General features: G+C 43.4%; 20 protein-coding genes and 1 other RNA gene. 18 read left to right on the top strand and 3 right to left on the bottom strand.

The window, feature by feature from the left end:
* Positions 1–7 precede the first annotated feature (7 nt).
* The 15 genes from rpoD to OCV88_RS11860 all read left to right on the top strand — a co-directional run bounded on the left by rpoD (position 8) and on the right by OCV88_RS11860 (position 16,256).
* Positions 8–1,144 carry an RNA polymerase sigma factor RpoD gene (gene rpoD / locus OCV88_RS11930; RefSeq protein ID WP_416795188.1) on the top strand — a complete coding sequence of 379 codons (1,137 nt, stop codon included), beginning with the start codon at positions 8–10 and terminating at the stop codon, positions 1,142–1,144.
* Between the two features lie 3 nt (positions 1,145–1,147).
* Positions 1,148–1,873, top strand: coding sequence for a tRNA (adenine(22)-N(1))-methyltransferase (locus OCV88_RS11925; protein WP_158425683.1), 726 nt, complete (start codon positions 1,148–1,150; stop codon positions 1,871–1,873).
* A 30-nt stretch (positions 1,874–1,903) separates the two neighbouring features.
* Complete coding sequence (locus OCV88_RS11920) at positions 1,904–3,571, top strand: nucleoside kinase (protein WP_158425682.1); 1,668 nt, start codon at positions 1,904–1,906, stop codon at positions 3,569–3,571.
* Positions 3,572–3,592: 21 nt separating this feature from the next.
* Positions 3,593–3,941: RNase P RNA component class A (rnpB, locus tag OCV88_RS11915), an RNA gene on the top strand.
* Between the two features lie 317 nt (positions 3,942–4,258).
* A complete protein-coding gene (locus OCV88_RS11910; RefSeq protein WP_158425681.1) occupies positions 4,259–4,654 on the top strand; it encodes a hypothetical protein in 396 nt (131 codons plus the stop codon).
* An 18-nt stretch (positions 4,655–4,672) separates the two neighbouring features.
* A complete protein-coding gene (locus OCV88_RS11905; protein WP_158425680.1) occupies positions 4,673–5,518 on the top strand; it encodes a DUF5685 family protein in 846 nt (281 codons plus the stop codon).
* Positions 5,515–6,219: a J domain-containing protein gene (locus OCV88_RS11900; RefSeq protein WP_158425679.1), complete on the top strand. Its 705-nt coding sequence runs from the start codon at positions 5,515–5,517 to the stop codon at positions 6,217–6,219. The genes OCV88_RS11905 and OCV88_RS11900 overlap by 4 nt, the downstream gene beginning before the upstream one ends.
* 365 nt (positions 6,220–6,584) lie before the next feature.
* Entirely contained in the window at positions 6,585–6,812 is a 228-nt protein-coding gene (locus OCV88_RS11895; RefSeq protein WP_158425678.1) for an HPr family phosphocarrier protein, read from the top strand.
* A 244-nt stretch (positions 6,813–7,056) separates the two neighbouring features.
* Positions 7,057–7,977: a 1-phosphofructokinase gene (gene pfkB / locus OCV88_RS11890; protein ID WP_158425677.1), complete on the top strand. Its 921-nt coding sequence runs from the start codon at positions 7,057–7,059 to the stop codon at positions 7,975–7,977.
* Between the two features lie 21 nt (positions 7,978–7,998).
* Positions 7,999–9,915, top strand: coding sequence for a PTS fructose transporter subunit IIABC (locus OCV88_RS11885; protein WP_158425676.1), 1,917 nt, complete (start codon positions 7,999–8,001; stop codon positions 9,913–9,915).
* Positions 9,916–10,038: 123 nt separating this feature from the next.
* Entirely contained in the window at positions 10,039–10,296 is a 258-nt protein-coding gene (locus OCV88_RS11880) for an HPr family phosphocarrier protein (RefSeq protein ID WP_158425675.1), read from the top strand.
* A gap of 98 nt (positions 10,297–10,394) precedes the next feature.
* A complete protein-coding gene (gene ptsP / locus OCV88_RS11875; protein ID WP_158425674.1) occupies positions 10,395–12,053 on the top strand; it encodes a phosphoenolpyruvate--protein phosphotransferase in 1,659 nt (552 codons plus the stop codon).
* 18 nt (positions 12,054–12,071) lie between these two features.
* A complete protein-coding gene (locus tag OCV88_RS11870; protein ID WP_158425673.1) occupies positions 12,072–12,818 on the top strand; it encodes a DeoR/GlpR family DNA-binding transcription regulator in 747 nt (248 codons plus the stop codon).
* Positions 12,819–12,948: 130 nt separating this feature from the next.
* Positions 12,949–13,893 (top strand): ROK family glucokinase, encoded by a 945-nt coding sequence (locus tag OCV88_RS11865; RefSeq protein ID WP_158425672.1) that lies wholly within the window; start codon positions 12,949–12,951, stop codon positions 13,891–13,893.
* A gap of 8 nt (positions 13,894–13,901) precedes the next feature.
* Complete coding sequence (locus OCV88_RS11860; RefSeq protein WP_158425671.1) at positions 13,902–16,256, top strand: ATP-dependent DNA helicase; 2,355 nt, start codon at positions 13,902–13,904, stop codon at positions 16,254–16,256.
* Between the two features lie 65 nt (positions 16,257–16,321).
* On the opposite strand, the gene OCV88_RS11855 is transcribed toward OCV88_RS11860, so the two are convergent.
* Positions 16,322–17,212: a LysR family transcriptional regulator gene (locus OCV88_RS11855; RefSeq protein WP_158425670.1), complete on the bottom strand. Its 891-nt coding sequence runs from the start codon at positions 17,210–17,212 to the stop codon at positions 16,322–16,324.
* Positions 17,213–17,465: 253 nt separating this feature from the next.
* On the opposite strand from OCV88_RS11855, the gene OCV88_RS11850 reads away from it, so the two are divergent.
* On the top strand, positions 17,466–21,245 hold the full coding sequence (locus OCV88_RS11850; protein ID WP_158425669.1) for a phosphoribosylformylglycinamidine synthase: 3,780 nt from the start codon (positions 17,466–17,468) through the stop codon (positions 21,243–21,245).
* Between the two features lie 31 nt (positions 21,246–21,276).
* Here OCV88_RS11850 and OCV88_RS11845 read toward each other — a convergent pair whose 3' ends face one another.
* A complete protein-coding gene (locus OCV88_RS11845) occupies positions 21,277–22,158 on the bottom strand; it encodes a LysR family transcriptional regulator (protein ID WP_158425668.1) in 882 nt (293 codons plus the stop codon).
* Between the two features lie 387 nt (positions 22,159–22,545).
* Here OCV88_RS11845 and OCV88_RS11840 point away from each other — a divergent pair, with 387 nt between their 5' ends.
* Both OCV88_RS11840 and OCV88_RS11835 read left to right on the top strand, forming a co-directional pair.
* Positions 22,546–23,652, top strand: coding sequence for a hypothetical protein (locus OCV88_RS11840; protein WP_158425667.1), 1,107 nt, complete (start codon positions 22,546–22,548; stop codon positions 23,650–23,652).
* A 432-nt stretch (positions 23,653–24,084) separates the two neighbouring features.
* Positions 24,085–24,546, top strand: coding sequence for a hypothetical protein (locus OCV88_RS11835; protein WP_158425666.1), 462 nt, complete (start codon positions 24,085–24,087; stop codon positions 24,544–24,546).
* A 155-nt stretch (positions 24,547–24,701) separates the two neighbouring features.
* On the opposite strand, the gene OCV88_RS11830 is transcribed toward OCV88_RS11835, so the two are convergent.
* Positions 24,702–26,099 carry an LVIVD repeat-containing protein gene (locus tag OCV88_RS11830; RefSeq protein ID WP_158425665.1) on the bottom strand — a complete coding sequence of 466 codons (1,398 nt, stop codon included), beginning with the start codon at positions 26,097–26,099 and terminating at the stop codon, positions 24,702–24,704.
* Positions 26,100–26,334 lie beyond the last annotated feature (235 nt).

The following is a 26,334-nucleotide window of genomic DNA, read 5'->3' as shown; positions in this document are numbered from 1 at the left end:
TGGAAGGATGAACAAAATGGCAGAAAATATGGACCAGAAGACAGCAGAAAAAGCGGCAAAATTTTCCCAGAAACTTCAGGAGCTGCTTGCGCTGGCAAAGAAAAAGAAAAATATTTTAGAATATCAGGAAATCAATGACTATTTCAAAGAAATGGAACTTGGTGCTGAACAGTTTGATAAGATTCTTGATTTTCTGGAACAGAACAATATTGATGTCCTTCGAATCACAAGTGATGACGATGACGAAGAAGTGTTAATTGACGAAGAAGATGAAATTGAGGTTGAAAATATTGACCTGTCAGTACCTGACGGTGTCAGCATTGAAGACCCGGTTCGTATGTATTTAAAAGAGATCGGGAAGGTTCCCCTTTTGACAGCAGAGGAAGAGATTGAGCTGGCTCAGAAAATGGAGGAAGGCGATCAGGAAGCGAAAAAAAGACTGGCTGAGGCGAATCTGCGTCTGGTTGTCAGCATCGCAAAGCGGTATGTGGGAAGAGGTATGCTGTTTTTGGATCTGATTCAGGAAGGAAATCTGGGTCTGATTAAGGCAGTGGAAAAGTTTGATTATCGAAAAGGATATAAATTCAGTACGTATGCTACCTGGTGGATCCGCCAGGCTATTACCCGCGCCATTGCGGATCAGGCCAGAACCATCCGGATCCCTGTTCATATGGTTGAAACCATTAATAAATTAATCCGTGTTTCCCGTCAGCTTCTTCAGGAGCTGGGCCGTGAGCCAAGCCCGGAAGAAATTGCGGAAGAAATGGACATGCCGGTGGAGAGAGTCCGTGAAATCTTAAAAATTTCACAGGAGCCTGTTTCTTTAGAGACGCCCATCGGAGAGGAAGAGGACAGCCACCTGGGAGATTTTATTCAGGATGATAATGTTCCGGTGCCGGCGGATGCAGCCGCTTTCACCCTGTTAAAAGAGCAGCTGGTGGAGGTGCTGGGTACCTTAACAGAAAGAGAGCAGAAGGTACTGCGGCTTCGGTTCGGTCTGGATGACGGGCGTGCAAGAACATTAGAGGAAGTGGGAAAAGAGTTTAGTGTTACAAGAGAGAGAATCCGCCAGATTGAGGCGAAAGCTCTGCGAAAGCTGCGCCATCCAAGCCGCAGCCGGAAGTTAAAAGATTATCTGGATTAAGCTATGGTTAAGTTATCGAAACGACTGCAGGCAATTGCGGATCTTGTGACAAAAGGAAACCGCGTGGCGGATATCGGGACCGATCATGCATATATTCCTATTTACCTGGTGAAAGAAGGGCGGATTCCCGGTGCGGTGGCAATGGATGTGAACGAAGGTCCGCTTCTTCGTGCCCGAAGCCACATAGCTTCAGAGCATCTAGAGGACTGTATTAGAACAAAGCTGTCCGACGGTTTTGCATCTTTGCTGCCCGGGGAAGCAGATACCGGGGTGATTGCAGGTATGGGCGGAGCCCTCATGATAAAAATCCTCTCAGAAGGTGAGACAAAGGTCCGGGGACTTAAGGAACTAATTTTACAGCCCCAGTCTGAGACCGCCGGAGTTAGAAAGTATATAAGAACGCATGGAATGTATATCTCTCAGGAGGATATGGTAGAAGAAGACGGAAAATATTATCCTATGATGCAGGTAAAGATCTGCTCTGAGGAAAGATCTGCGGTATCAGAACCGGAAGAAAAACATAGGATGTTAGAAGATGCTTTTGGACCGGAGCTGATGAAAAATTCTCATCCGGTATTGATTCAATGGCTGAAAAGGGAGAAGCAGATAGTCACTGAAATTTTAGAGAACCTGCCCCGTCAGTCTCATACGGAAGCCCGCAGGCAGGAACTTTTGCAGAAAATGGAAGAAATCAGTCAGGTTCTTATGGAGATCAGCCCGAAACTTTAAAATATACGAGCATAGAAAGCAGTGGTGAACGTGTCTGAACAGACTTTTAAAATAACAGTACTTGGAGAGAGCAGGGATTATCCGGCAGGAACTACATATGAAATAATTGCCGGGAAGGTACAGCATTTATATCAGGGAGATATTCTGCTGGCAGTATTTGAAAATACAATACGGGAATTGAATAAGACCATTGAGGGGGACGGCGTGGTCAGCTTTCTGACTGCGGCAGATAAAGCAGGAAGAAAAACATACCGGCGGAGTATGACCTTTTTGATGGAGGCTGCAATGGCGTCTGTTTTTCCAAAACTTTCGGTGATTGTCCAGCATTCCATCAGTCAGGGGTATTACTGTGAATTGCATACAAAGGATGGCAGAGAATATATTCCGGATCAGGCCTTTATAGAAAAGCTGGAAGCAAAGATGCGCAGTATGCAGGAAATGAAACTTCCCATTAACAAAAGAAGTATCCATACAAGAGATGCGGTAAAGCTTTTTGGAGATCTGGGAATGCATGACAAGGAGCGGCTTTTGCGTTACCGCAGAAGTTCCTGGATTAATATTTATGAGCTGAACGGCTATAAGGACTATTTTTACGGGGCCATGGTACATTCCACCGAATATCTGAAATATTTTTCCCTGGAGTGTTATCAGGATGGATTTATGCTGATGTTTCCCAATATGGATATTAAAAGGGTTGCTGAGTTTAAGAAGTCGGATAAGCTGTTTGCTGCATTAAAGTCCTCTTCTGACTGGGGAAGCACCATGGGTGTGGATACAGTAGGGGCGCTTAATGATACCATTGCAGAAGGAAAAGTTCAGGAACTGATTTTGATTCAGGAAGCAGCTATGGAGCAGAATATCGGAAAAATCGCAGAACAGATTGTTTCCGCCAGAGACAGAAAATTTGTTATGATTGCAGGCCCGTCTTCTTCTGGAAAGACAACCTTTTCCCATCGGCTGGCAATTCAGCTGACTGCTCATGGAATGCGGCCTCACACCATATCTTTGGATGATTTTTATATCAACCGGGAGGATACCCCTAAAGATGAAAATGGAGAATATGATTTTGAGTGCTTAGAGGCCATTGATGTAGAATTATTTAATGATGTAATGAACGGACTGTTAAAGGGAGAGGTCCGCGATATGCCGGTATTTAATTTTAAATCAGGGCATCGGGAATACCGGGGACGCCAGCTGAAGCTTGGACCGGAAGATATTCTTGTTATTGAGGGGATTCATGGGCTGAATGAAAAATTGTCTTATCTTCTGCCGGATTCCAGCAAATACAAAATTTATATCAGTGCGCTGACGCAGTTAAATATTGATGAACATAATAATCTTCCCACCACAGACGGCAGGCTTTTAAGAAGGATGGTTCGGGATGCCAGAACAAGAAATACAACTGCCAGGGAAACCCTTGCCAGATGGGATTCGGTGAGACGGGGCGAAGAGAAGAATATTTTCCCGTTTCAGGAAGAAGCGGATGTGATGTTTAATTCGGCATTGATTTATGAGTTATCTGTGTTAAAATTATATGCAGAGCCGCTGCTGTTTAATATCAGTTCAGACTGTCCGGAATATCTTGAGGCAAAGCGGCTTTTAAAACTTTTGGATTATGTGCTGCCGGTTCCGGGAGAAGCGGTGCATCATAATTCAATCCTCAGAGAATTTATCGGAGGAAGCTGCTTTAATGTATAAGGCAGGGAAAAATAAGTATCATAAGTAAGACAGGTGATCGCGGCTGCAGAAATCGAAAGACTGCAGGTGAGGAAAGTCCGGGCTTCACAGGGCAGGATGCCGGATAACGTCCGGTGGAGGCGACTCCAAGGATAGTGCAACAGAAATATACCGCCGTCTTTGAGACGGTAAGGTTGGAAGGGTAAGTGTAAGAGACTACCGCCCGGCCGGTAACAGCCGGGGCATATGTAAACCCCATCCGAAGCAAGACCGAAACAAAGCGCTGACGTGGCCCGCCAGCTTTAGGTAGGTTGCTGAAAGCAGCTGGCAACAGCTGTTTTAGATAGATGATCACCCACGACATAACCCGGCTTATCGTTTTGCTTATGAACTTATTGGACGGCCGGTGCCTGGCGCCTGGAACCGTCCTCTTTTTTCTCTATAGGAAATACCGTGTTGTGATAAAGCTGAAAAGTACCGATTCCTATAGAGCAAAAAAAACGCTCCGCTGATGATCGCACTGCGGCGGAGAGGAGTCATGTCGCAAAAGCGACCTTTTTTAATAACATAAAGAGGAGATGGTTCCTAATCTTTTTATAAAATGTTTCTTAAAAGATTATAGGAATGTTGACAGTATTTGACGAGCCGTATAACATTGATATATGTGTTATTTGTTAAATTGCAGAAGAAGGTTTTTGAGGTGTTGTCGTGAGAGAAAGATTTGAACGGTTTATGGCAGGAAGATACGGAATGGATCAGTTGTCCAGATTTCTGGATATCGCAGCGTTAATTCTTTTAATTGTATCTATGTTCGTTCGGTTTCCGCTTATTTTTTATCTGGCAGTAATTTTGATTGTATGGTCCTATTTCAGGATTTTTTCCAGGAATACAGAAAGACGCTATATGGAAAATGAACGTTTTCTGTCATTTACGGGCAGAATTTTTTCTCGTTTTCGAAACCGGAGATATTATCAGGAACAGAAGAAAATTTATCGTTACTATGCCTGCCCGAAATGCCGCCAGAAGGTGCGCATTCCCAAAGGAAAAGGAAAGGTTTGTATTACCTGTCCCAAATGCCATATGGAGTTTGTGCGGAGAAGTTAAGCAAAGTGGGGTACTGATATGTTTGGATATATTAATGTAAACCGAAAAGAATTAACGGAAGAAAATTTAAAGATATATCAATCCTATTATTGTGGACTTTGCCAGAGCCTGAAAAAAAACACGGGAATTAAAGGGCAGATGCTTCTTAATTATGATATGACATTTCTGATTGTGCTGCTGACAGGGCTGTATGAGCTGGAAGATGAAGAAAAAGAATTTATCTGTGCAATACATCCCGGCAAAAAGAAGCTGGCACGTATGAATGAGGCTACCCAGTATGCAGCGGCTATGAATGTTATGCTGGCATATCATAATCTGGAAGATGACTGGCGGGATGAAAGAGCGTATGCAAAACGGGCAATTTTTCAGATGATTAAAAAGGATTATCAAAAGATTGCCGGAGAGTACCCACGTCAGGCGGAGGCTCTTGAAACCTATATGAAGCGTCTGACCGCTTACGAACGGTCTGAGGAACACAACATTGATCTGATTGCGGGACTTACCGGTGAAATGCTGGGGGAGATTTTCGCATGGAAGGAAGACGTCTGGGCGGAGGAGCTTAAATGTCTTGGTTTTTATATGGGAAAATTTATCTATCTGATGGATGCATATGAGGACCTGGATAAAGATGAAAAAAATAAGACATATAATTTGTTTTCAGATTTGAAAAAAGAAAATCAGAAAGATTTTGAAACGCTGAGTAAGCTGATTCTTACATCTATGATGTCTGAATGCTCAAAATCATTTGAACGGATGCCTATATTGCTGTATGCGGATATTCTGCGCAATATTCTGTATTCCGGAGTCTGGTCAAAATATGAATATATACAGCTTAAGAAGAAAAAGAGGAGGAAGTCACGGTGAGAAATCCTTATGAGGTTTTAGGTGTTTCACCAGGAGCCACCGATGAAGAAATAAAGAGGGCATACAGAAGACTGAGCCGTCAGTATCATCCGGATGCCAATGTGAACAGTCCTAATGCATCGGCTGCTGAGGAAAAATTCAAAGAAGTACAGCAGGCCTATAATCAGATTATGCACGAGAAGCAGCAGGGGTACAGTGGAGGATACCAGAACGGATCTTATCAGCAGCAGGGATATGGAGGAACGTATCAACAGCAGGGATATGGCCAGTACCGTCAGGGCGGGCCGTACGGACAGCAGGGGTACGGTTCTTACAGAGGGCAGTATGGCGGCCAGACAGATTCTGATTCTGCAGAAATGAGAGCAGCGGCAAATTATATTAACAACGGATATTACAGAGAGGCCATAAATGTACTGAACAATATCCGGGAGCGCAATGCAAAATGGTATTTTTATTCTGCAGCAGCTAATCAGGGGGCCGGAAATAACGTACTTGCCATGGAACATGCCAGAAAAGCGGTTGAAATGGAGCCAAGCAATATGGAGTACCGGCAGTTTCTCCAGAATCTGGAGTTTGGCGGAACCTGGTATCAGAATATGGGACAGGCATATGAAAAGCCTTTTTCAAGTGCTACCGGTTTATGTATGACATTTTGCTGTATGTCTATGCTGTTTAGCGGCTGCTGTTTTCGGCCGTGTTAGTTATGCGGTATGAGATTGATTTCATAAAGCGTGGGGAAACAATAGGAGTTGTGTACACTTCTATTGTTTTTTTATGTGCAAATATGGATAAGATATACAAAAACTGGTATTTTGCGCAAGAATTATTAAGAAATTCTTGTCTTTAGAAAATGCAAAAGGAAGAATTGTATAAAAAATGTGAAATTTTCTCAAAAAATTGGGTATTATATATAAAAAAACCTGGGCAGTTACCATCACTGCAAGTTATTTTTGCATGAAAAAGCAGGTGATTTTATTTTTGACAAATAATTCCGGGCGTGTAATAATCACACGGAAAGCGAAATTCGTAGATGCTTGGGGTTTTTCATTAGAAAGGATGAATCATCATGAATGAAAAGAAAATCAAATTATGTGCAACTAATGAAGTACAGGAATTTGTGAAGGCGGCATCCGATTGTAATTTTGACATTAACATGCATTATGAAAGAGCAATTGTCGATGCTAAATCATTCCTTGGAGTATTAAGCCTTGGTCTGGCTAAGATCGTAACGGTCAAATATGGTGGGAGTAATCATACCTTTGAGTCCGTTCTGCAGAAGTATGTTGTAGCATAAAAAAGAAAAAAACGTGAATAATAAGAGTAGAGACAAAAAACAGTGACGTCATGTAATGTGATGGCCACTGTTTTTTGTTTGTCTTATAAAATGAATGAATTTGAATGAAAATGAGTGATTATGAAAAATATACAATAAATCAATGTGAAAATTGTGAATTAATACGATTGAAAATGAACGATTACGGACATATAATGAGCTTATAAAAACAAGCATACAAAAACAATACGGGAGGTGCAGGCAGGTGATTTACACAGTTACTTTTAATCCGTCCCTGGACTACATTGTGTCGGTGAAGGATTTTGAGATTGGGAAAACCAATCGTACATCCTCAGAGAATATGTTGCCAGGGGGGAAAGGGATTAATGTTTCCACCGTTCTGAAAAATCTCGGCATTAAAAATTCGGCTTTGGGGTTTACGGCAGGATTTACAGGGGAAGAGATTGAAAAAAGGGTGCGAAAGCTGGGAGTGGACAGTGATTTTATTTCGGTGAAACATGGATTTTCCAGAATCAATGTAAAATTGAAGGATTTTGACGGAACGGAAATCAATGGAAAAGGACCTGAAATCAGTCGGGAGGAAATAAAACAGCTTTTACAGAAGCTTGAGGAACTGAAAGAAAATGATGTTTTAGTACTGGCGGGCAGTATTCCGGAGGGAATGCCGGATTCTATGTATCAGGAGATTATGAAACGGCTGTCCGGAAAGGGGATTTGTTTTGCTGTTGATGCAACGAAAGATCTGCTTTTAAATGTACTTTCCTATCATCCATTTTTAATAAAGCCCAATAATCATGAATTGGGAGAACTGTTTCAGACAGAGTTAAATGAAAAAAAAGATGTGATACCCTATGCAGAAAAGCTGCAGGAGCTAGGAGCTGGAAATGTACTTGTTTCTATGGCGGGTCAAGGAGCCGTGCTGCTGACAGAGGAAAAAGAAGTGTATTTCCTTGATGCACCGAAAGGAAAACTGGTAAATGCTGTTGGCGCCGGTGATTCTATGGTTGCAGGGTTTCTTGCAGGATGGGAAGAGAAAAAAGATTATGTCCATGCTTTTAAGATGGGAGTGGCTGCCGGGAGTGCCAGCGCATTTTCAGAGCTGCTGGCAAAAAAATCAGAAGTACAGAAAATATATGAAACTTTACAAGTGAGCACCTGGAAATGAGAATAGAAAGGGAGAAAGCGTATGCGGATAACAGATTTGCTGGATCAAAGAAGTATTGCCCTTAATGGCGCGCCGGCTTCAAAGCAGGAAGCTCTAGACCAGATGATTGAGCTGATGGCAAAAAGTGGAAAAATCCGGGATGAAGAAGCTTATCGGAAACAGGTTTATTTAAGGGAGGAGGAGAGTACCACCGGAATCGGAGAAGGGATCGCTATTCCTCACGGAAAGTGTGACGGAGTTATAAAACCGGGTCTTGCGGCAATGGTAATTAAAGACGGTGTGGATTTTGATTCTCTCGACAACGAACCTGTACATCTGATTTTCCTGATTGCTGCGCCTGATACAGAAGATAACGTACATTTGGATGTGTTAAGTAAATTATCTATGCTGTTAATGGATGAAGATTTTATACTTAATTTAAAAAAAGCAAAAACTACAGAAGAATTTCTGCAGGTCATTGATGCGGCGGATGATGAAAAACCGGATCTGGATGATCAGCTTGCAGCTCAGACTGAAACTAAAACCGGAGCTGTATGCAGGATTCTGGCAGTAACATCCTGTCCTACAGGAATTGCGCATACTTACATGGCGGCAGAAGGACTAGAGAAGGCGGCAAAAGCCAAAAACTGTTTTATAAAGGTTGAAACCAGGGGATCCGGCGGTGCCAAAAATGTGTTGACGGATCAAGAGATTGAGGATGCAGATTGTATCATTGTGGCGGCAGACGCCAAAGTACCAATGGACCGGTTTCACGGGAAAAAACTGATTGAATGCCAGGTATCTGACGGTATCAGCAAGGCAGACCGGCTGATTGAACGGGCCATAAACGGTGATGCCCCCGTGTATCAGGCTGGAAATCCCTCAGCAGGAAAAACGGTTCAAAAATCCCAGGGAGCCGGACACAGGATTTATATGAATCTGATGAACGGCGTATCCCACATGCTCCCTTTTGTAGTAGGGGGCGGAATACTAATTGCACTGGCCTTTTTAATTGACGGATTAAATGTGGATATTAACTCTCTCACAGAAGAAGCCCGGGCGGCTTTCGGTACCATTACTCCGGCGGCGGCGACTTTAAAGGGAATTGGTGATATTGCATTTGGCTTTATGCTTCCTGTGCTTGCCGGGTTTATTGCCATGAGTATTGCAGACAGACCGGGACTTGCAGTTGGTTTTGTGGGCGGCATGATTGCAGCCAGCGGAAAATCAGGTTTTTTAGGAGCTCTTGCTGCAGGATTTATTGCAGGATATGTGATATTGCTTTTAAAGAAAGTATTTGACCGGCTGCCGGATGCCATCGAGAAAATAACGCCGGTTCTGCTGTATCCGTTGTTTGGGATTCTGATTATAGGACTGATTATGAATTTTGCTATAGAACCCCCCATCGGAGCTTTAAATACAGCCTTAAATACGGCTTTGACGAATATGGGTGGATCAAGTAAAATATTATTGGGGATTGTTGTGGCCGGAATGATGTCCATTGATATGGGCGGACCGTTTAACAAAGCGGCTTATGTTTTTGGCACGGCATCCATTGCGGCAGGAAATTATGATATTATGGCTGCTGTTATGATCGGTGGTATGGTTCCCCCATGTGCCATTGCTCTTTCAACATTATTATTTAAGAAGAAATGGACAAAGGAAGAGAGAGGTTCTGGTCCTGTAAACTTTATTATGGGGCTGGCATTTATTACAGAAGGAGCAATTCCCTATGCGGCATCTGATCCGCTGAGAGTGCTTCCGGCCTGTGTGGCGGGAGCAGCTACTGCAGGTGCGCTGTCCATGGCATTTAATTGCACCATTATGGCGCCCCACGGAGGAATTTTCGTATTTCTGGTAGCAGATCATGCGGTTATATACCTTGTATCCCTGGTAGTGGGAACCATTGTAGGGGCTCTGCTGTTGGGGCTTTTGAAGAAAACTGTAAATGAGTCATAGAACATACAGGTCAGACCAATGAAAAATTGCTGATAAAAAGCATTCTGAATGAAAATGATTTGAAATATGAGATAATAATAAAGAATAAGAAAATATGTAAAGCTTATAAAGGAGGAGTCAAAAATGAGAGAATTTAAGTATGTGATCACAGATAGCCAGGGGATTCATGCACGTCCGGCAGGTGAGTTTGTAAAAGCGGCCAAAGGATTTGCATCTTCCATAAGCGTGACTAAAGGAGAGAAGAAAGTAAACGCAAAGAATATTCTGGGACTTATGGGCCTTGGGGTAAAAAAGGGTGAAGAAATACTGGTTCAGGCTGAAGGTGAAGATGAAGAGAGTGCTGCTGCGGCGCTTCAAAATTTCCTGAAAGAAAATTTATAATGCTCACTGTTGTAAGGCAGTGAAAAAGGGGCCGTGCACAAAAATATCGGGATATGCCAGTGTGCATGGCCCCTTTTGCCTGCGGGAAGGAGAAAAGAATGAACGTTTATAACGGAAAAAGTGTATTTGGCGGAATCGCCATTGGGAAAATTCGGGTTTATAAAAAAAATGAGCATCAGGTAAAACGCAGTAAAACAGAAAATACAGAGGAAGAAATAAGACGTTTCCATGGGGCTATTGAGGAGGCCAAAAAACAGCTGGGACAGCTTTATGAAAAAGCTTTAAAAGAAGTAGGAGAATCCAGCGCTGCTATTTTCGAAGTTCACCAGATGATGCTGGAAGATGATGATTTTCTGGAATCTGTAGAAAATATGATTCGCACACAGAAAGTAAATGCAGAATATGCAGTGGCAGCTGCCGGAGATAATTTCTCTGCAATGTTTTCTGCTATGGATGATGAATATATGAAAGAGCGGGCGGCTGATATAAAAGATATTTCGGAACGCCTGATTTCCATCCTGGACGGAAGGTCCGGCCAGCAGACTTTGACAGATGAACCGGCAATTATTGTGGCCGATGATCTGGCTCCCAGCGAGACTGTACAGCTGGATAAAAAAAATGTCCGTTCTTTTGTAACCGTTCATGGTTCCGTAAATTCTCATACGGCAATTCTTGCAAGAACTATGGGGATTCCGGCTCTAATTGGCACCGACCTGCCTCTGGATGAGCAGATTGATGGAAAAATGGCAGTGGTTGACGGCAATACAGGCTGCATTTATGTAGAGCCGGATGAAAAGACTTTAAGGGATATGAAGCAGAAGCTGGCAGAAGAACAGGAAAAAAGAGAGCTTCTTTTGACTCTGAAAAACGAAAAAGGGATTACCCTGGATGGCAAAAAGATATTGACATATGCCAATATTGGAGACAGCAAAGATTTAGCGGCGGTGCTTCAAAATGGAGCGGAAGGCATCGGATTGTTTCGAAGCGAATTTTTATATCTGGAAAAAGATACCTATCCCACAGAGGAGGAACAGTTTAGAGTATATAAAACCGTTGCGGAGACCATGGCAGGAAAACGGGTTATTATCCGGACACTGGATATCGGAGCAGATAAGCAGGCAGACTATTTTCAACTGAAAAAAGAAGAAAATCCGGCTATGGGATACCGGGCTATCCGAATCTGCCTGACAAGGACGGAAGTATTTAAAACTCAGTTAAGGGCCCTGCTGCGTGCAAGTGTGTATGGGAAACTGGCAGTTATGTATCCAATGATAACATCTGTAAAAGAAGTAAAAAAAATCAAGCAGATTGTGGAGGAAGTAAAAGAAGAGTTAAAACAGGAAGGGCTGGAGTTTGGAGATATGGAGCAGGGAATTATGATTGAAACTCCTGCTGCGGCTGTGATCAGTGATCTTCTGGCAGAGGAAGTGGACTTTTTCAGCATCGGAACCAATGACCTGACTCAATATATGCTGGCAATTGACCGCCAGAATCAGGAGCTGGATGAATTTTTCGATGCCCACCACAGGGCTGTTCTGCGGCTGATTTATCAGACAGTACAAAATGCCCACCGGGCAGGAATCTGGTGCGGAATCTGCGGTGAGCTTGGAGGGGATCTTGCGCTTACCCAGCTGTTTGCAGCAATGGGCGTTGATGAGCTTTCCGTTTCTCCGGGAAATATCCTTCCGGTAAGAAAAGCAATACGTGAGACGGATACAGGAAAGATACGGGAAGAACAGCTGAAAAAATGGCTTTGATAGACGAGGAAAGAGACTATGCTCACAGAAAAAAGGCATGAAGAAATCATAAATCTGCTTGATAAAAAGGGAAGTGTAACAGTACAGGAATTAAAAGAATTGTTTCACACTTCTGAATCCACAATCCGCCGGGATTTAAATGTGCTGCACGACAAAGGCGTGCTGATGAAAGTGTTTGGCGGGGCCGTGCAGGTAGAATCCAGAATTCATACAAAAGAAGAAACAGTAGCTCTAAAAGAGGAGCAGAACCGCAGTGAAAAAATGCGGATTGCGCAATATGCGGCGGCTATGATTCAGCCCAATGATTTTGTATATCTGGATGCAGGTACAACAACCGGTTATATGATTCCGTTTTTGACAGAAAAGTCTGCATCATTTGTAACAAATGCAGTATCTCATGCATTAAAGCTGGCAGAAAATGGATTCCGGGTAACTTTAATCGGCGGTGAAGTAAAAGCTGCCACTGAGGCAATCGTGGGGAATGAAGCATTTGCCAATCTGTTAAAATATAATTTTACTAAAGGATTCTGGGGAGCAAATGGAGTCAGTCAGACCACTGGTTTTACAACACCGGATATTAATGAGGCGATGATAAAGGAATGCGCTATGAAACGGACCCAGAGTCCGTATGTTTTGTGTGACAGTACAAAGTTTCATCAGATTTATCCCATTTCATTTGGAGATTTTTCGAAATCCCAGATATTGACGGACCGGCTTTTTGATGAGACCTATAAACGCTGCAAAAATGTGATTGTGGTACCTTAAAAAATAAAAAGTGACATAATACAGCAGACAGCCCGGATTAAGGAAGAAAACCTCTGATCCGGGCTATTGTCAACTTAAGGGCCGGCGTTGTAAAATAAGAAAAGACAAACTGTTTCAGGAGGAAGTAAGAATGAAAAAATATGCATTGGGAGTGGATATCGGCGGTACTACAATAAAAATGGGGCTGTTTACTACAGAGGGGAAGCTGCTGGAGAAATGGGAGATTAAGACAAGAACACAGCAGGACGGCTCTTTTATTCTGAGTGATATTGCCGTGTCAGCCAAGAATAAATTAAAAGAAAAAGGGATTGAACTTGAAGGTGTGGAAGGAATCGGCATGGGCGTACCGGGACCGGTAGATGAGCATGGTACCGTTCTTCGCTGTGTAAATCTTGGCTGGGGCGTTTTTAACGTGGAAGACGCTATGTCTGAGCTGATGGGAGGTATCCGGGCCCAGGCGGGAAATGATGCCAATGTAGCTGCCCTTGGAGAAATGTGGAAGGGCGGCGGCGAAGGCTATCAGAATGTGGTAATGGTGACTCTTGGAACCGGCGTGGGCGGCGGCATTATTGTAAATGGAAAGATTGTAGCCGGCGCTGACGGTGCAGGTGGAGAAATCGGACATTTCCAGATGAAAAAGGATGAAACAGAAATCTGTGGCTGCGGAAAGCGAGGATGTTTAGAGCAGTATGCTTCTGCCAGAGGCATTGCCCGGATGGGCCGGCTGAAACTGGAGGCTGATCAGAGAGAATCAGTGCTTAGAGATGCAGAAACACTTACAGCCAAGGCCATTTTTGATGCTGCCAGACAAAAGGATGAGGTGGCACTGGAACTGGTAGAGGAGCTGGGAGAGATGCTTGGCACGGCGCTTTCCTTTATTGGTTCGGTAACAAACCCGGAAGTATTTGTTATCGGAGGCGGGGTGTCAAAAGCAGGAACCATTGTAACTGATGTGATTCAGAAATATTATGAAAAATATGCGTTCCATGCTGCGGCCAAAACTCCCTTTGCCCTTGCAAAACTGGGAAATGACGCCGGGATTTACGGGAGCGTGAAAATGATATTGCAGGTATAAGATAAAATATGGAAGAAAAACAGACCCTTCGGATTTCTGTAAGAAATCTGGTGGAATTTATTTTAAGAGGCGGAGATATTGACAATCGGAAAGGGAAATCAGCAGAGCGGGAAGCCATGCAGGAAGGGAGCCGTATGCATCGGAAAATTCAGCGACGGATGGGCTCAGATTATATGGCGGAAGTTTCTTTGAAATATGTACTGGAAACTCCCCGGTATTTCCTGTCTGTGGAAGGGCGGGCAGATGGCATTTTTCCGGATGACGGGCTTATGGTGATTGATGAGATCAAAGGTGTTTACCGTGAACTTGCATCTTTCGAACATCCGGTATCCGTTCACCTGGCTCAGGCCAAATGCTATGCCTTTATTTATGGCAGGCAGCAGGGATTAAAAAAAGTCGGGGTGCAGATGACTTACTGTAATCTGGATACCGAGGAATTGAAACGGTTTACAGAAGAGTATGTATTTGATGAACTGGCTGACTGGTTTGAAGATCTGCTGGGCCGGTATCAGAAATGGGCTGATCTGCAGTATGAGTGGCGGCTGGTAAGAACGGCTGCAGCCAGAAAGCTTACATTTCCATTTCCTTACAGAGAAGGACAGAAAAAACTGGTAACAGATGTTTACCGCACAATGCTGCGGAAGAAAATATTGTTTCTTCAGGCGCCAACCGGTGTGGGAAAAACGATTTCAACGGTATTCCCTGCTGTAAAAGCAGTGGGGGAGGGACTGGGAGACAAGATCTTTTATCTGACAGCTAAAACTATTACAAGAACAGTGGCCCGTGATACCTTTCGGTTGCTGAAGGAACATGGTTATCAGGGAAAAGTTCTGGAACTGACGGCAAAAGAAAAGATGTGTGTCTGTGATGAAATGGACTGTAACCCTGTGAACTGTCCCTATGCCAGAGGGCATTATGACAGGGTCAATGATGCGGTATTTGATCTGATTTCGAAATCCGGTGATTTTTCCAGAGAAGAGCTGCTGCTGCAGGCGGAAAGCTATCAGGTCTGTCCTTTTGAAATGAGCCTGGATGTTTCTCTCTGGTCGGATGTCATTATCTGTGATTATAATTATGTTTTTGATCCCAATGTGTATCTGAAACGTTTTTTTGCAGAAGGAAATAAAGGAGATTACTTCTTTCTTGTGGATGAAGCCCACAATCTGGTGGAACGGGGAAGAGAAATGTACAGTGCCCATCTGGTGAAGGAAGAGTTTCTGGAACAGAAGAAATTGCTGAAGCAATACAGCCCGAAGCTTGTAGGGCAGCTGGAAAAATGCAACCGGCAGATGCTGGAATGGAAACGGGAGTGCGAAGACTACTGTCTCTATGACAGCGTGGGGGCATTTATTTTTTCCCTGATGCGCCTTGGCTCGGAATATGATAAGTTTCTGCAGTCCAGAGGAGAGTTCCCGGAGCGGAAGGAAGTGTCTGATTTTTATCTGAACCTCAGGCATTTTCTGAATATCTATGAGCTGGTGGATGATAACTATGTTATTTATACGAAGTTTGATCAGGAGAACCGTTTTTTGCTGCGGCTGTATTGCGTAAATCCGGCAGGGAATCTGCAGGAGTGCTTAAACAGAGGGCTTGCAACTGTCTTTTTTTCAGCTACCCTTCTGCCTGTCCGGTACTATAAGCAGCTGCTGAGTGTAAGAGATGACAATTATGCAGTATATGCCGAGACCGCTTTTACCAGTGACCAGCGTCTGCTTCTTATCGGAAAAGATGTCAGCAGTCTGTATACAAGGAGAAATGAGCAGGAATACAGAAAATTTGCCGATTATATTTTTAAGACGGCCTCTGGAAGAAAAGGAAATTATCTTGTATTTTTTCCCTCCTATAAAATGATGGAGACGGTTTATGAAAGTTTTCTGTCAGTAAATGCAGGGCGTATGGATAGTATGATCCAGGAAAATAATATGTCGGAACGCCAAAGAGAAGAATTTATTGAAGCATTTACAGAATGCAGGGAAACATCTTTTGTGGCATTTGGGGTGCTGGGCGGAATTTTTTCTGAAGGAATTGATTTAAAAAAAGAACAGCTTATCGGCGTTTTGATTGCAGGCACAGGACTGCCGCAGATTTGTACGGAACGTGAGATTCTGAAAAATTATTACCAGGAGAAAAACGGTCAGGGATTTTCTTATGCTTATCAGTATCCCGGGATGAATAAAGTACTGCAGGCTGCAGGCCGGGTGATTCGTACGGCGGAGGATCGGGGAATCATCGAATTGCTGGATGAAAGATTTCTCAGAAGGGATTACCAGGAGCTGTTTCCCCTTGAGTGGGAGCAGCATGAAGTATGTACGCTGAGATCTCTGGATGAAAAAATCAGGGAATTCTGGAGCGAAGAGAGATAGAGTCCCTTTGGAATTTTTATCTGCAGGGGTAATTTAAAACAAAGCGGAAAAATCCGCTTTGTTATTTAGTCATTGATGGACGGGAGAAGATTTAGAAACTCTGTTGTGGAAGCCGTTGTGGGAAGTGATGGATTAATAGAAGCAACAATCTGTCTTTGAGGCATTTTTTCTTTGGTCTTTAAGATAAAAAGTTCCTTTGATTCCCGAAGCAGACAGTAATCCGGAATAAATGCTATCCCAAGGCCGATGCGGGCCAGATCAATCAGCAGGTCATTGCTGCTTAATTCAACTTCGGGGATCAGTTCCATCTGGTGCTGAAGGAACAGATTATGTAAAAACTCACTGGTAGTACATTTGCGGTCCAGCATCAGGATCGGATATTGATTCAGCTCCGTCAGGGAAAGTTCCTGCTGTTTTAAATTAAAATAAGCGGGATTTGCAATAAACACATCCTGAAACTGACAGACGGTTTTCTGAATATAGGAATGGTTTAAACGGGTATTGGGAAAATTGGTGACAATCATGTCAACCTTCCCCTGCTCCAGAAGGTCTACACATGCCAGTGAAGTGGCATTGGTGACCTTGATGGGAACATTGGGAAACTGTTTGTGAAATTGTTTAAAATACGGAACCAGAAAATAGCGGCAGATAGTGTCGCTGGCGCCGATGTGGAGCTGTCCAAGCCCCAGGCTTTTGCTGTCGAGAAGCTGGTTTTCACCGCGCTGAATAAGATTCATGGCCGGTTCAATATGCTTTAGCAGCACCTGGCCGGCGGGAGTCAGCTGAACTTTTTTGGTGCTTCGAATAAACAGTGTCTGTTCCAGTTTTTTCTCCAGTGTTTTAATGGACTGGCTTACTGCGGACTGTGATATAAATAACTGTTTGCTTGCTTCTGAAAAACTTAGGGAAGAAGCAACGTGATAAAAGACTTTATACAATTCATAATTAATATCCATGGAGATGCTCCTTTATAATTATAGATAATAGCATTATAAACTACAGCTTATAAAGTGTCAACTTTATGGATTAGTTGATCTTATAAAAAGGATTAATTATATTAATTTTTCTTAATAAATGTTATTTGCTATACTGAGTAAAAGAAGTAGTAAATCAATGACTGCAGAAGGGTTTTTGCCGGATGCAAAAGGAGACTTATAAGCAGATTTTGTGAAGAAATTTTGACAAGTGAAGTTAAAATGGAGGAAGAGAATGAGCAACGTACGCAGAGTATTTGTAGAAAAGAAACCGGCTTATGCTGTAAAAGCAAAAGAATTATACTCCGAAATTAAAAGCTATCTGGGAATTGACAGTGTGACAGGAGTGCGTGTCCTGGTTCGTTATGACATTGAGAATATTTCAGATGAAACCTATAAAAAAGCGCTGGGGACAGTTTTTTCAGAACCTCCGGTGGATGATGTATATGAAGAAGATTTTGATTTAAAAGGCGCCGCTGCTTTTAGCGTAGAATATCTGCCGGGACAGTTTGATCAGCGGGCGGATTCTGCAGAACAGTGTGTAAAGCTGCTCAGCGGCAGGGAAGAACCTGTTATCCGTACTGCTCTTACCTATGTACTGGAAGGAGAAGTGAGTACCGATCAGCTTCTTGCTGTTAAAAATCACTGCATTAACCCGGTGGATTCCAGAGAAACCGGTCTGGAGAAACCGGAAACTCTGATTACAGAGTTCGAGGAACCGGCGGATGTGGCAGTATTTGACGGATTTACCGGTATGAATGAGGCGGAATTAAAGGAGCTGTATGGATCTTTAAATCTGGCTATGACATTCCGGGATTTTCTTCACATTCAGAACTATTTTGCAGGGGAAGAACACAGAGATCCTACCATGACAGAAATCCGTGTGCTGGATACCTACTGGTCTGATCACTGCCGTCATACAACCTTTTCTACAGAATTAAAAGATATCGAATTTAAAGAGGGGGACTACAAAGAACCGCTGGTAAAAACCTATGAAGCGTATGTAGAGACCCATAAGGAAATGTATAAAGACAGAGATGATAAGTTTATCTGTCTGATGGATCTGGCTCTTATGGCCATGAAAAAACTGAAAAAAGAAGGTAAGCTGAATGATCAGGAAGAATCTGATGAGATCAACGCCTGCAGTATTGTAGTACCTGTAGAGGTAGACGGAAAAACAGAAGAATGGCTTGTGAACTTTAAAAATGAAACTCACAATCATCCTACCGAGATCGAACCTTTCGGCGGTGCTGCCACATGTCTTGGCGGATGTATCCGTGATCCGCTGTCAGGACGTACTTATGTGTATCAGGCAATGCGTGTTACAGGTGCGGCTGATCCTACGGTATCTGTAAAAGATACTCTGGAAGGAAAGCTTCCTCAGAAAAAGATTGTCCGCTCTGCTGCAGGAGGATACAGTTCTTACGGTAACCAGATCGGTCTGGCAACCGGTTATGTAAAAGAGGTGTATCATCCAAATTATGTTGCAAAACGAATGGAAATCGGTGCAGTTATGGGAGCGGCTCCAAGACGTGCGGTTCAGAGAATGACTTCCGATCCCGGTGATATTATTATACTGCTGGGCGGCCGTACCGGAAGAGACGGATGCGGCGGAGCTACCGGATCCTCAAAAGCGCATACAACCCAGTCTATTGATACCTGCGGTGCGGAAGTTCAGAAAGGTAATCCGCCTACAGAACGTAAAATTCAGAGATTGTTCCGCAGAGAAGAAGTAAGCTATCTGATTAAAAAATGTAATGACTTTGGAGCCGGCGGAGTATCTGTAGCCATCGGAGAACTGGCTGACGGACTTCGGGTGCAGCTGGATAAGGTGCCGAAGAAATATGCGGGACTGGACGGAACAGAAATTGCCATTTCAGAATCCCAGGAGCGTATGGCAGTTGTCATTGCCCCTGAAAATGTAAAAGAATTTTTAGGATATGCAGAGGAAGAAAACCTGGAAGCAGTAGAGGTGGCCGTTGTTACAGAAGACCCCCGTCTTGTACTGATCTGGAGAGATAAAGAGATTGTAAATATTTCAAGAGCGTTTCTGGATACCAACGGCGCTCATCAGGAAACTGGTGTGCTGGTGGATATTCCGGCAAAAGCTGACAGTGTACTGGTAAGTCCTGAAGTGAAAGATGTCAGAGAGGCATGGCTTGCCACATTAAAGGATTTGAATGTATGCTCACAAAAAGGTCTGGTGGAAATGTTTGACGCATCCATTGGAGCCGGAAGTGTGTTTATGCCTTATGGCGGAAAATACCAGCTTACAGAGACACAGAGTATGGTTGCAAAACTTCCTGTTCAGACAGGAAAATGTGATACGGTAACGATGATGAGCTACGGATTTGATCCGTATGTGTCTTCCTGGAGCCCGTATCACGGGGCTGTTTATGCGGTTCTTGAGTCTGTTTCAAGAATTGTTGCAGCCGGCGGAGATTATAAAAAAATCCGTTTTACCTTCCAGGAGTATTTCCGCAGAATGAGCGAAGACCCTTCACGCTGGAGCCAGCCTTTTGCTGCACTGCTTGGAGCTTACAGTGCGCAGATTGGATTTGGACTGCCTTCCATCGGCGGAAAAGATTCTATGTCCGGTACCTTTAATGAAATTGATGTTCCGCCTACACTGGTATCCTTTGCCGTTGATGTGGCAAAAGAGCAGGACATCATTACGCCTGAGTTAAAAACGGCCGGAAATAAACTGATGCTGTTTACTATTGATAAAGATGAATACGATCTGCCGGTTTATGAGAAAGTCATGAAATTGTATGATGCTGTTTATGGACTGATACAGGATAAAAAGCTGAAATCTGTTTATGCCCTGGATGCAAAAGGACTGATTGCGGCAGTAAGTAAAATGGCATTCGGCAATAAGCTGGGCGTTTCTATCCGGGGCTGTTTAAAACCGGAGGAGGCATTTGCACCTGGTTTTGGTAATCTGGCAGCTGAGGTAGCCGCTAAAGATACTGATACAGTGAAAGAAGCACTGGAAGCGGCAGGCCTGCGGGCAAATGTTTCTATTGTGGGTTCTGTGTTAGCAGAGCAGAAGTTTAAATACGGGGATGTGGAAATTTCCATGGATGAAGCGTTAGGCGCATGGACACAGACGCTGGAAAAAGTATTCCCTACCCGTGCCACAACTGATGTTCAGGAAATAAAGAGCGGTCTTTATGATACAAAAAATATTTATGTATGTAAAAATAAAATCGCAAAACCAACTGTATTTATCCCGGTATTTCCGGGAACCAACTGTGAGTATGACAGTGCCAGAGCATTTGAGGGAGCCGGCGCTGACGTTATCACAAAGGTATTTAAAAATATGAGCCCAGAAGATATCCGTGATTCTGTTGACTGTTTTGAAAAAGCCATTCAGCAGTCCCAGATTATCATGTTTCCGGGCGGCTTTTCCGCCGGAGATGAGCCGGAAGGTTCTGCTAAATTCTTTGCCACTGCTTTCAGAAATGAAAAAATCAGGGAAGCGGTTATGAAGCTGCTTAACGAAAGAGACGGATTGTGCCTTGGTATCTGTAACGGGTTCCAGGCTCTTATCAAGCTGGGACTGGTGCCTCACGGAGAGATCTGCTCCCAGACTGCAGATGCGCCGACGCTTACCTACAATACCATCGGCCGTCATATTTCAAAAATGGTTTATACAAAAGTGGTAACAAACAAGTCCCCGTGGCTTGCAAAGGCGGAACTGGGCAAAGTATATACAAGTCCCGCTTCCCACGGAGAAGGACGGTTTGTAGCGCCCAAAGAGTGGCTGGACCGTCTGTTTGAGAACGGACAGGTGGCAACCCAGTATGTAAATGAAAACGGTGTTCCTACTATGGACGAAGAGTGGAACGTGAATGGTTCCTACATGGCAATCGAAGGAATTACAAGTCCGGATGGACGTATTCTTGGGAAAATGGCTCATGCGGAGCGCCGTGGCGATTCTGTGGCCGTTAATATTTACGGAGATCAGGATCTGAAACTTTTTGAGTCCGGTGTGGCATATTTCCGGGATTAAGCAGATACGGAAACAAACATCAATCTAAATTCTATTGGGGCAGTATCCTGCGGACTTCCTTTAGAAAAAATTCAGCGGCCCGGGTAAGTATCTGGTGTTTTTTCCAGATCAGGTAAACAGGAATATCTATTTGAGGCTCCAGGGGGCGGAAGCACAGGGAACTGTTTGGGCCGGTATTTACAAGACCTTTCGCTGCGAAAGCGATACCGATGCCTTCTTCCACAAGCTGGGCAGGGGTTAAGATATGTCCGAAAGAGGAAATGACATTCAGGTTTTTTATGTCTTTGCCAAGCCAGTCTGATAGAATCTGGCTTTCCGGCGGCTGTCCAAAAACCCAGAGGGGATAGTTTTTTAGGTCACTGGGGCAAACGCAGGCCAGCCCGGCAAGGGGGCAGTCCCGGTGCACCAGGAAGCCAAAGGTATCTTTTTTGGGGAGCTGCAAGTAATCATAGTTTGACAGGTGATATGGGGCGGTTACAATGCCGAAATCTAACAGGCCGTGGTTTAACCGGTTGGTGATCTCTTTGATACGCCCGCTGAAAAAATCGTATTGTATCTGAGGATATTTTTTATAAAGGGATGCCATGGGTTTTCCAAGGGCTTTTATGGCCGGTGTCTCAATTCCTCCGATATGGACGATCCCACTGGCTTTACCGCGGATCTGGTCAAGATCGCTTTCTGTGCGTCTGGCAAGCTGTACAATTTCTTTTGCGCGCCGGTAAAGGAAAATGCCTTCTTCTGTCAGCGTGATTTTTCTGCTTCCCCGGTCAAATAATTTGCAGTCCAGCTCTTCTTCTAGAGTATTTAACTGACGGGAAAGATTTGGCTGAGTAGTGCCCATGACTCTGGCAGCTTTAGAAACAGTTCCTTCCTGCACCACGGCAAGAAAATATTGTAATACACGAATATCCATAGATGAGTACCTCCATACTGGATGCTAACGCCGGTTTCTTAAATGAAAATATTATAACAGAAAAACCAGGCTGTGATATCTCAGCATAGAAAAACAATTTAGAAACAGAAAATAGCTTTTGTATATTTACTTCTACCCTTAAAAGTCTATAATTGTAGTTGCTAATACATAATCCGTTCTGTATTTTTGAATGGAGGAAATTATTTGAAGAAACGAAAAAATTTTCAGGATCTGCCGTATAGAAGTACATATACAGATGTCTCTTATATTAATATTAGATTAAATTTCTCAAAAGAACTGGTATTTCCTTTTATCAGCTATTAGAATAAAAGCATCAGTGCAGGGTGCATTGTGTTTTTGCTATCGAAAGAGAAATGAGGTTAGAATATGAAAAAGAAAATAGCGGCGATTATAGTTTGCGGAGCGCTGGCGGCTTCTTTGGTTTCCTGCCAGAAAAAAGAAGATAATCCTGACGTATCTGCTGCAGGAAGCAGTGAGCAGGAGACATCTGGTAAATCAGAGAATGGTATGCCCGAGGAATCGGATTCCATGAACCATGTGATGCTGGCTCTTGCCATGGCAGGGGAAGAGACCGGCAAAGAGTATGCAGTCTGGGACGGAACTTATTTCTGGACAGCCTGCACATATCTGATTAGTGAAGACGGGGCTATGAGCGCCGGAGCAGAGGAAAAGGACGGAATGCTGGTTCTGACAGAGGATGATGTCAGAGAGGCGGCTAATGCACTGTTCGCTGCATATGACGGTAATCGAAAAGCGCTTCCGGATATACCTGAAGATTTTACGGCGGTGGCTTATGACAGTGAAACAGAACAATATACTTTTGAGAAAAAGGATGCCAAGGATTGGGAAGTAGTTGTAAATAGCTGTGGGGATCATGAAGATGGTACATATGAGATTCAGGCATCTGTAGTATCTGGCACCAAGCAGGAGCCCGTTGCTGATTATTCGGTTGGTATGCAGGATACCAGCTATGAGGGAACCGGTAAGCCGCTGTATCACTATATGATAACAACATTTGATCAGACAAAATCATATGAAAAGGGGTCCGGGGATACCGGTTCTAATGATGAATCAGATAAAACTGATACGGCAGGAGGACAGGAGCAGACTGGAACAGACAATAATTCCGGAACCGGAGCGGATAATAACGATAACACCAATAGCCAGCAGAAGCCGTCAAATACAGGTAAGAAAATTTCACAGGAGGAAGCGTTGGCTCTTGCTGAAAATGGCATTGGAAAGGACGGCGCCACAGATCCGGAGACCGGAAATATTTACAGTTTCGGATTTGAAGGGATGACTAAAATTGACGGAGTGGAATATTATAATTTCCGGCTCAGCTGGCTTGTAGTAGATGAATCCGGAAATGCAGATCACTCTTCTTATCTGACCAATATCTTTGTTTCTACTGATGGAAGTTCGGTAAAACAGGGGTCTAGAGGAACGGATGGAAGCTGGGAATTTAATGCTTGATAAAATCTTAAGAAAGGGTTTTGTTTGTTTTTAGAATCTTGACATATAATATTCACAAATGCCTCCTATAATAAAGGCATAACATAAATGCAGCCGATGGCAGTCTAAAAGAAACGCGCGTAGGCGTCGTCGGATGCGACTAACAATTATCAAAATTTATATAGATTCATAAGAACAAAACCTCCCTTATAAAAAAAGACAGTTATGCTGTCTTTTTTTACTCTATAGGAAATACCATGTTGTGATAAAGCTGAAAAGTGCCGATTCCTATAGAGCGAGACTTGAACAGGAACGATTTCACTTTTTATAGTTTCTCTGATATACTGAATAAAAGCAGGAACCAGAAAGTGCATAAATCTTTGTAAAGGGTTTGTTTCAAACCTGCAGAATCTGTTTGCTGCTGATTTGAATAATAAAAAAGCAGGTGATAAAATGGGATTAAAAATAATTCATGAACCAGGAGTTTATATGGACTGTACGCCAATGCATGGAAAATGGTGTGATATTGATTTAGTTGGAAAAGATGTAGGATATGCGCAGGTAGGAATTATTTCTTCCGGTAAAAGTCATATCTTATTTCAATATAAAAATAAACGTGGAATTGTCCCCAAAGCTTATATTAAACAGCTGCGGGAGGTTCGGATGACCGAATGGAAACGAAAGAGACAGCAGCCCCTTATAATAGAAGACTGGGATGATACAATAAATCCATATGAAATGTTTCTTGGGAAAAAGTGTGACATTCACGTACATCAGACACGGCTGTTTGAGGCGTCGCCGGGCTATTTTAAGGCAGAAATTATGTATGTGGGAGAGAATATGATTAAATTCCGGGAGAACAGCCAGGTTTACAGCCTGAACGAGTTTTCAATCTGTGGAATGATGGAGAGTTAAATAGCAAAGGGAAGGCATATTTTCGGATATACCTTCCCTTTGCAGATTGATGATTATATTTTAAATTAAGCCGGACTATTTTGGCAGCTTTGTTTATTACAAAGCTTTGCCTAACAGCCCTTTTTCTATATCATCAGAGAGATATTTAAAAAGGTTTAGTTATCGGCATCTCCGGTTCTTTTTAAGATATAGAAACCGTCGTCCAAAGCGTCAATAATGATATATCCTCTGTCATCAACAATACAGTCTTCTGTGCAGGCATTTCTTGGGCCCGGGAAGCCTGGGAAGAAGGATTCTTCCGGTGTCTTGTTTGGATTTGGAGGAATAAAGTATGCGATCTCTTTAATATAGTAAGGATCGGATACATCATAAATACGCAGACCGGCTGCAAAGTAACAGCAGTATACACGGTCGCCGCGCTGCTCTAACCATGGCTTGCCGTCCATTGGCTCATGGAGATTGTGAGGTCCGAATGGTCCCTGGCATTCCAGATTCATAACATTGAAGTTAGGATATGGGAAGTCCTTTGGTACTTCCGGATACGGGAACTCTGCAATCAGTGTTGGTTTCGCAGGATCGCGGACATCAATCATATGAATATTATTTAATGCCTGAGCTTCCTTGATGCTTCCCGGCGGGAAGAACTGGAATCTTTCACCCTCGTTTGTAACAACTACCAGGTCACGTCCCGGAAGCGGAAGTGCAGTATGTGTTCTTGCACCTGCCAGGTGGCTGGAGAATACAGGCTGTAATCTTAAGTTGCCCACGCATTTCGGTCTGGTGATATCAGCGATATCAAGAACGTACAGACCGTCTCCACAGTAGCCGCAGTATACTTTGTCACCGCGTACAAATGGAGGTCCGTGCATCCAGCCCTTGTCCATAAATGCAGGAACATGTGCCGCATGAGGATCATAAGTACGTCCCGGATATCCGTCGACATACTGTTCCGGAGACCACCATTTTCCAACCTCTACCGGATGAGCAGGATCTGCAATATCAACGATACGATAAATCATGCCTTCAAAACTGCGGCATTCACAGGAAAGATGTACATAGCGTCCGCCATTGTACATAAAGCGGTGTACACCGATAGAATGAGGCACGCCGCAGTCCCAGTAACCAAGGAATTTTGGATTTTCGGGATCTTCCTTCAGAGAATAGATACGGATACCTACTTCACATTTCATATTCTGAAGCTCACTCTGCTCTACCAGTGCGCCAGGACCGGAGCCCGCGCTCATGGCACAGATCATCAGATCATCAGCAATCTGAAGCTTTGGAGTTGTTGTTGTTGGATATTCTTCTGGGTCAACCAGCTGGAAATGCTTTACAAAACGTGGGTTGTAAGGATCAGTTACTTCACTGATCATAACACCAAACTGTGTGCCGCCAAAGCATGCACCGTACAGATAATATTTTCCTTCTGCTGTTTTGTAAAGCTGCATCTGGAACATGCCGCAGTTTCCATCCATCTCAGAGAAAGAGCAGACTTCCAGGTTCTTAATATAACCATTGTTTCCAGGGCCTTTTGCATAAAACATATCAGCCATTGAAAGATACCTCCTTTTTTATTATTATCGTGATTTTATTGTAGTTTATTCCGCAAACAGCGTCAAATAAAAAACGCTTAAAATTCCATGCTTATTTCTCAGAAAACACATAACAAAATTGTTATAACAAATAGGTTTGATATAAAATAAACCTGCTGTATATTACAATCACCAGCAAGGCTTTTCTTGACTTTTGCCAATAAAAAAATTATAGTTATTTTGCGTACTGCAGCAG

The organism is Brotonthovivens ammoniilytica (assembly GCF_025566885.1).
GTDB classification, from domain to species: Bacteria; Bacillota; Clostridia; order Lachnospirales; family Lachnospiraceae; genus Brotonthovivens; species Brotonthovivens ammoniilytica.
The sequence above is the reverse complement of the archived record's forward strand: the minus strand, read 5'-3'. Positions and strand labels throughout refer to the sequence as shown.

What these genes read in the sequence shown, in the direction of transcription:
- rpoD (WP_416795188.1), top strand. Translation starts at nt 8, where the DNA reads ATGAACAAAATGGCAGAAAATATGGACCAGAAGACAGCAGAAAAAGCG.
- OCV88_RS11925 (WP_158425683.1), top strand. Translation starts at nt 1,148, where the DNA reads ATGGTTAAGTTATCGAAACGACTGCAGGCAATTGCGGATCTTGTGACA.
- OCV88_RS11905 (WP_158425680.1), top strand. Translation starts at nt 4,673, where the DNA reads ATGTTTGGATATATTAATGTAAACCGAAAAGAATTAACGGAAGAAAAT.
- OCV88_RS11895 (WP_158425678.1), top strand. Translation starts at nt 6,585, where the DNA reads ATGAATGAAAAGAAAATCAAATTATGTGCAACTAATGAAGTACAGGAA.
- OCV88_RS11885 (WP_158425676.1), top strand. Translation starts at nt 7,999, where the DNA reads ATGCGGATAACAGATTTGCTGGATCAAAGAAGTATTGCCCTTAATGGC.
- OCV88_RS11880 (WP_158425675.1), top strand. Translation starts at nt 10,039, where the DNA reads ATGAGAGAATTTAAGTATGTGATCACAGATAGCCAGGGGATTCATGCA.
- ptsP (WP_158425674.1), top strand. Translation starts at nt 10,395, where the DNA reads ATGAACGTTTATAACGGAAAAAGTGTATTTGGCGGAATCGCCATTGGG.
- OCV88_RS11870 (WP_158425673.1), top strand. Translation starts at nt 12,072, where the DNA reads ATGCTCACAGAAAAAAGGCATGAAGAAATCATAAATCTGCTTGATAAA.
- OCV88_RS11865 (WP_158425672.1), top strand. Translation starts at nt 12,949, where the DNA reads ATGAAAAAATATGCATTGGGAGTGGATATCGGCGGTACTACAATAAAA.
- OCV88_RS11860 (WP_158425671.1), top strand. Translation starts at nt 13,902, where the DNA reads ATGGAAGAAAAACAGACCCTTCGGATTTCTGTAAGAAATCTGGTGGAA.
- OCV88_RS11855 (WP_158425670.1), bottom strand. Translation starts at nt 17,212, where the DNA reads ATGGATATTAATTATGAATTGTATAAAGTCTTTTATCACGTTGCTTCT.
- OCV88_RS11850 (WP_158425669.1), top strand. Translation starts at nt 17,466, where the DNA reads ATGAGCAACGTACGCAGAGTATTTGTAGAAAAGAAACCGGCTTATGCT.
- OCV88_RS11845 (WP_158425668.1), bottom strand. Translation starts at nt 22,158, where the DNA reads ATGGATATTCGTGTATTACAATATTTTCTTGCCGTGGTGCAGGAAGGA.
- OCV88_RS11840 (WP_158425667.1), top strand. Translation starts at nt 22,546, where the DNA reads ATGAAAAAGAAAATAGCGGCGATTATAGTTTGCGGAGCGCTGGCGGCT.
- OCV88_RS11835 (WP_158425666.1), top strand. Translation starts at nt 24,085, where the DNA reads ATGGGATTAAAAATAATTCATGAACCAGGAGTTTATATGGACTGTACG.
- OCV88_RS11830 (WP_158425665.1), bottom strand. Translation starts at nt 26,099, where the DNA reads ATGGCTGATATGTTTTATGCAAAAGGCCCTGGAAACAATGGTTATATT.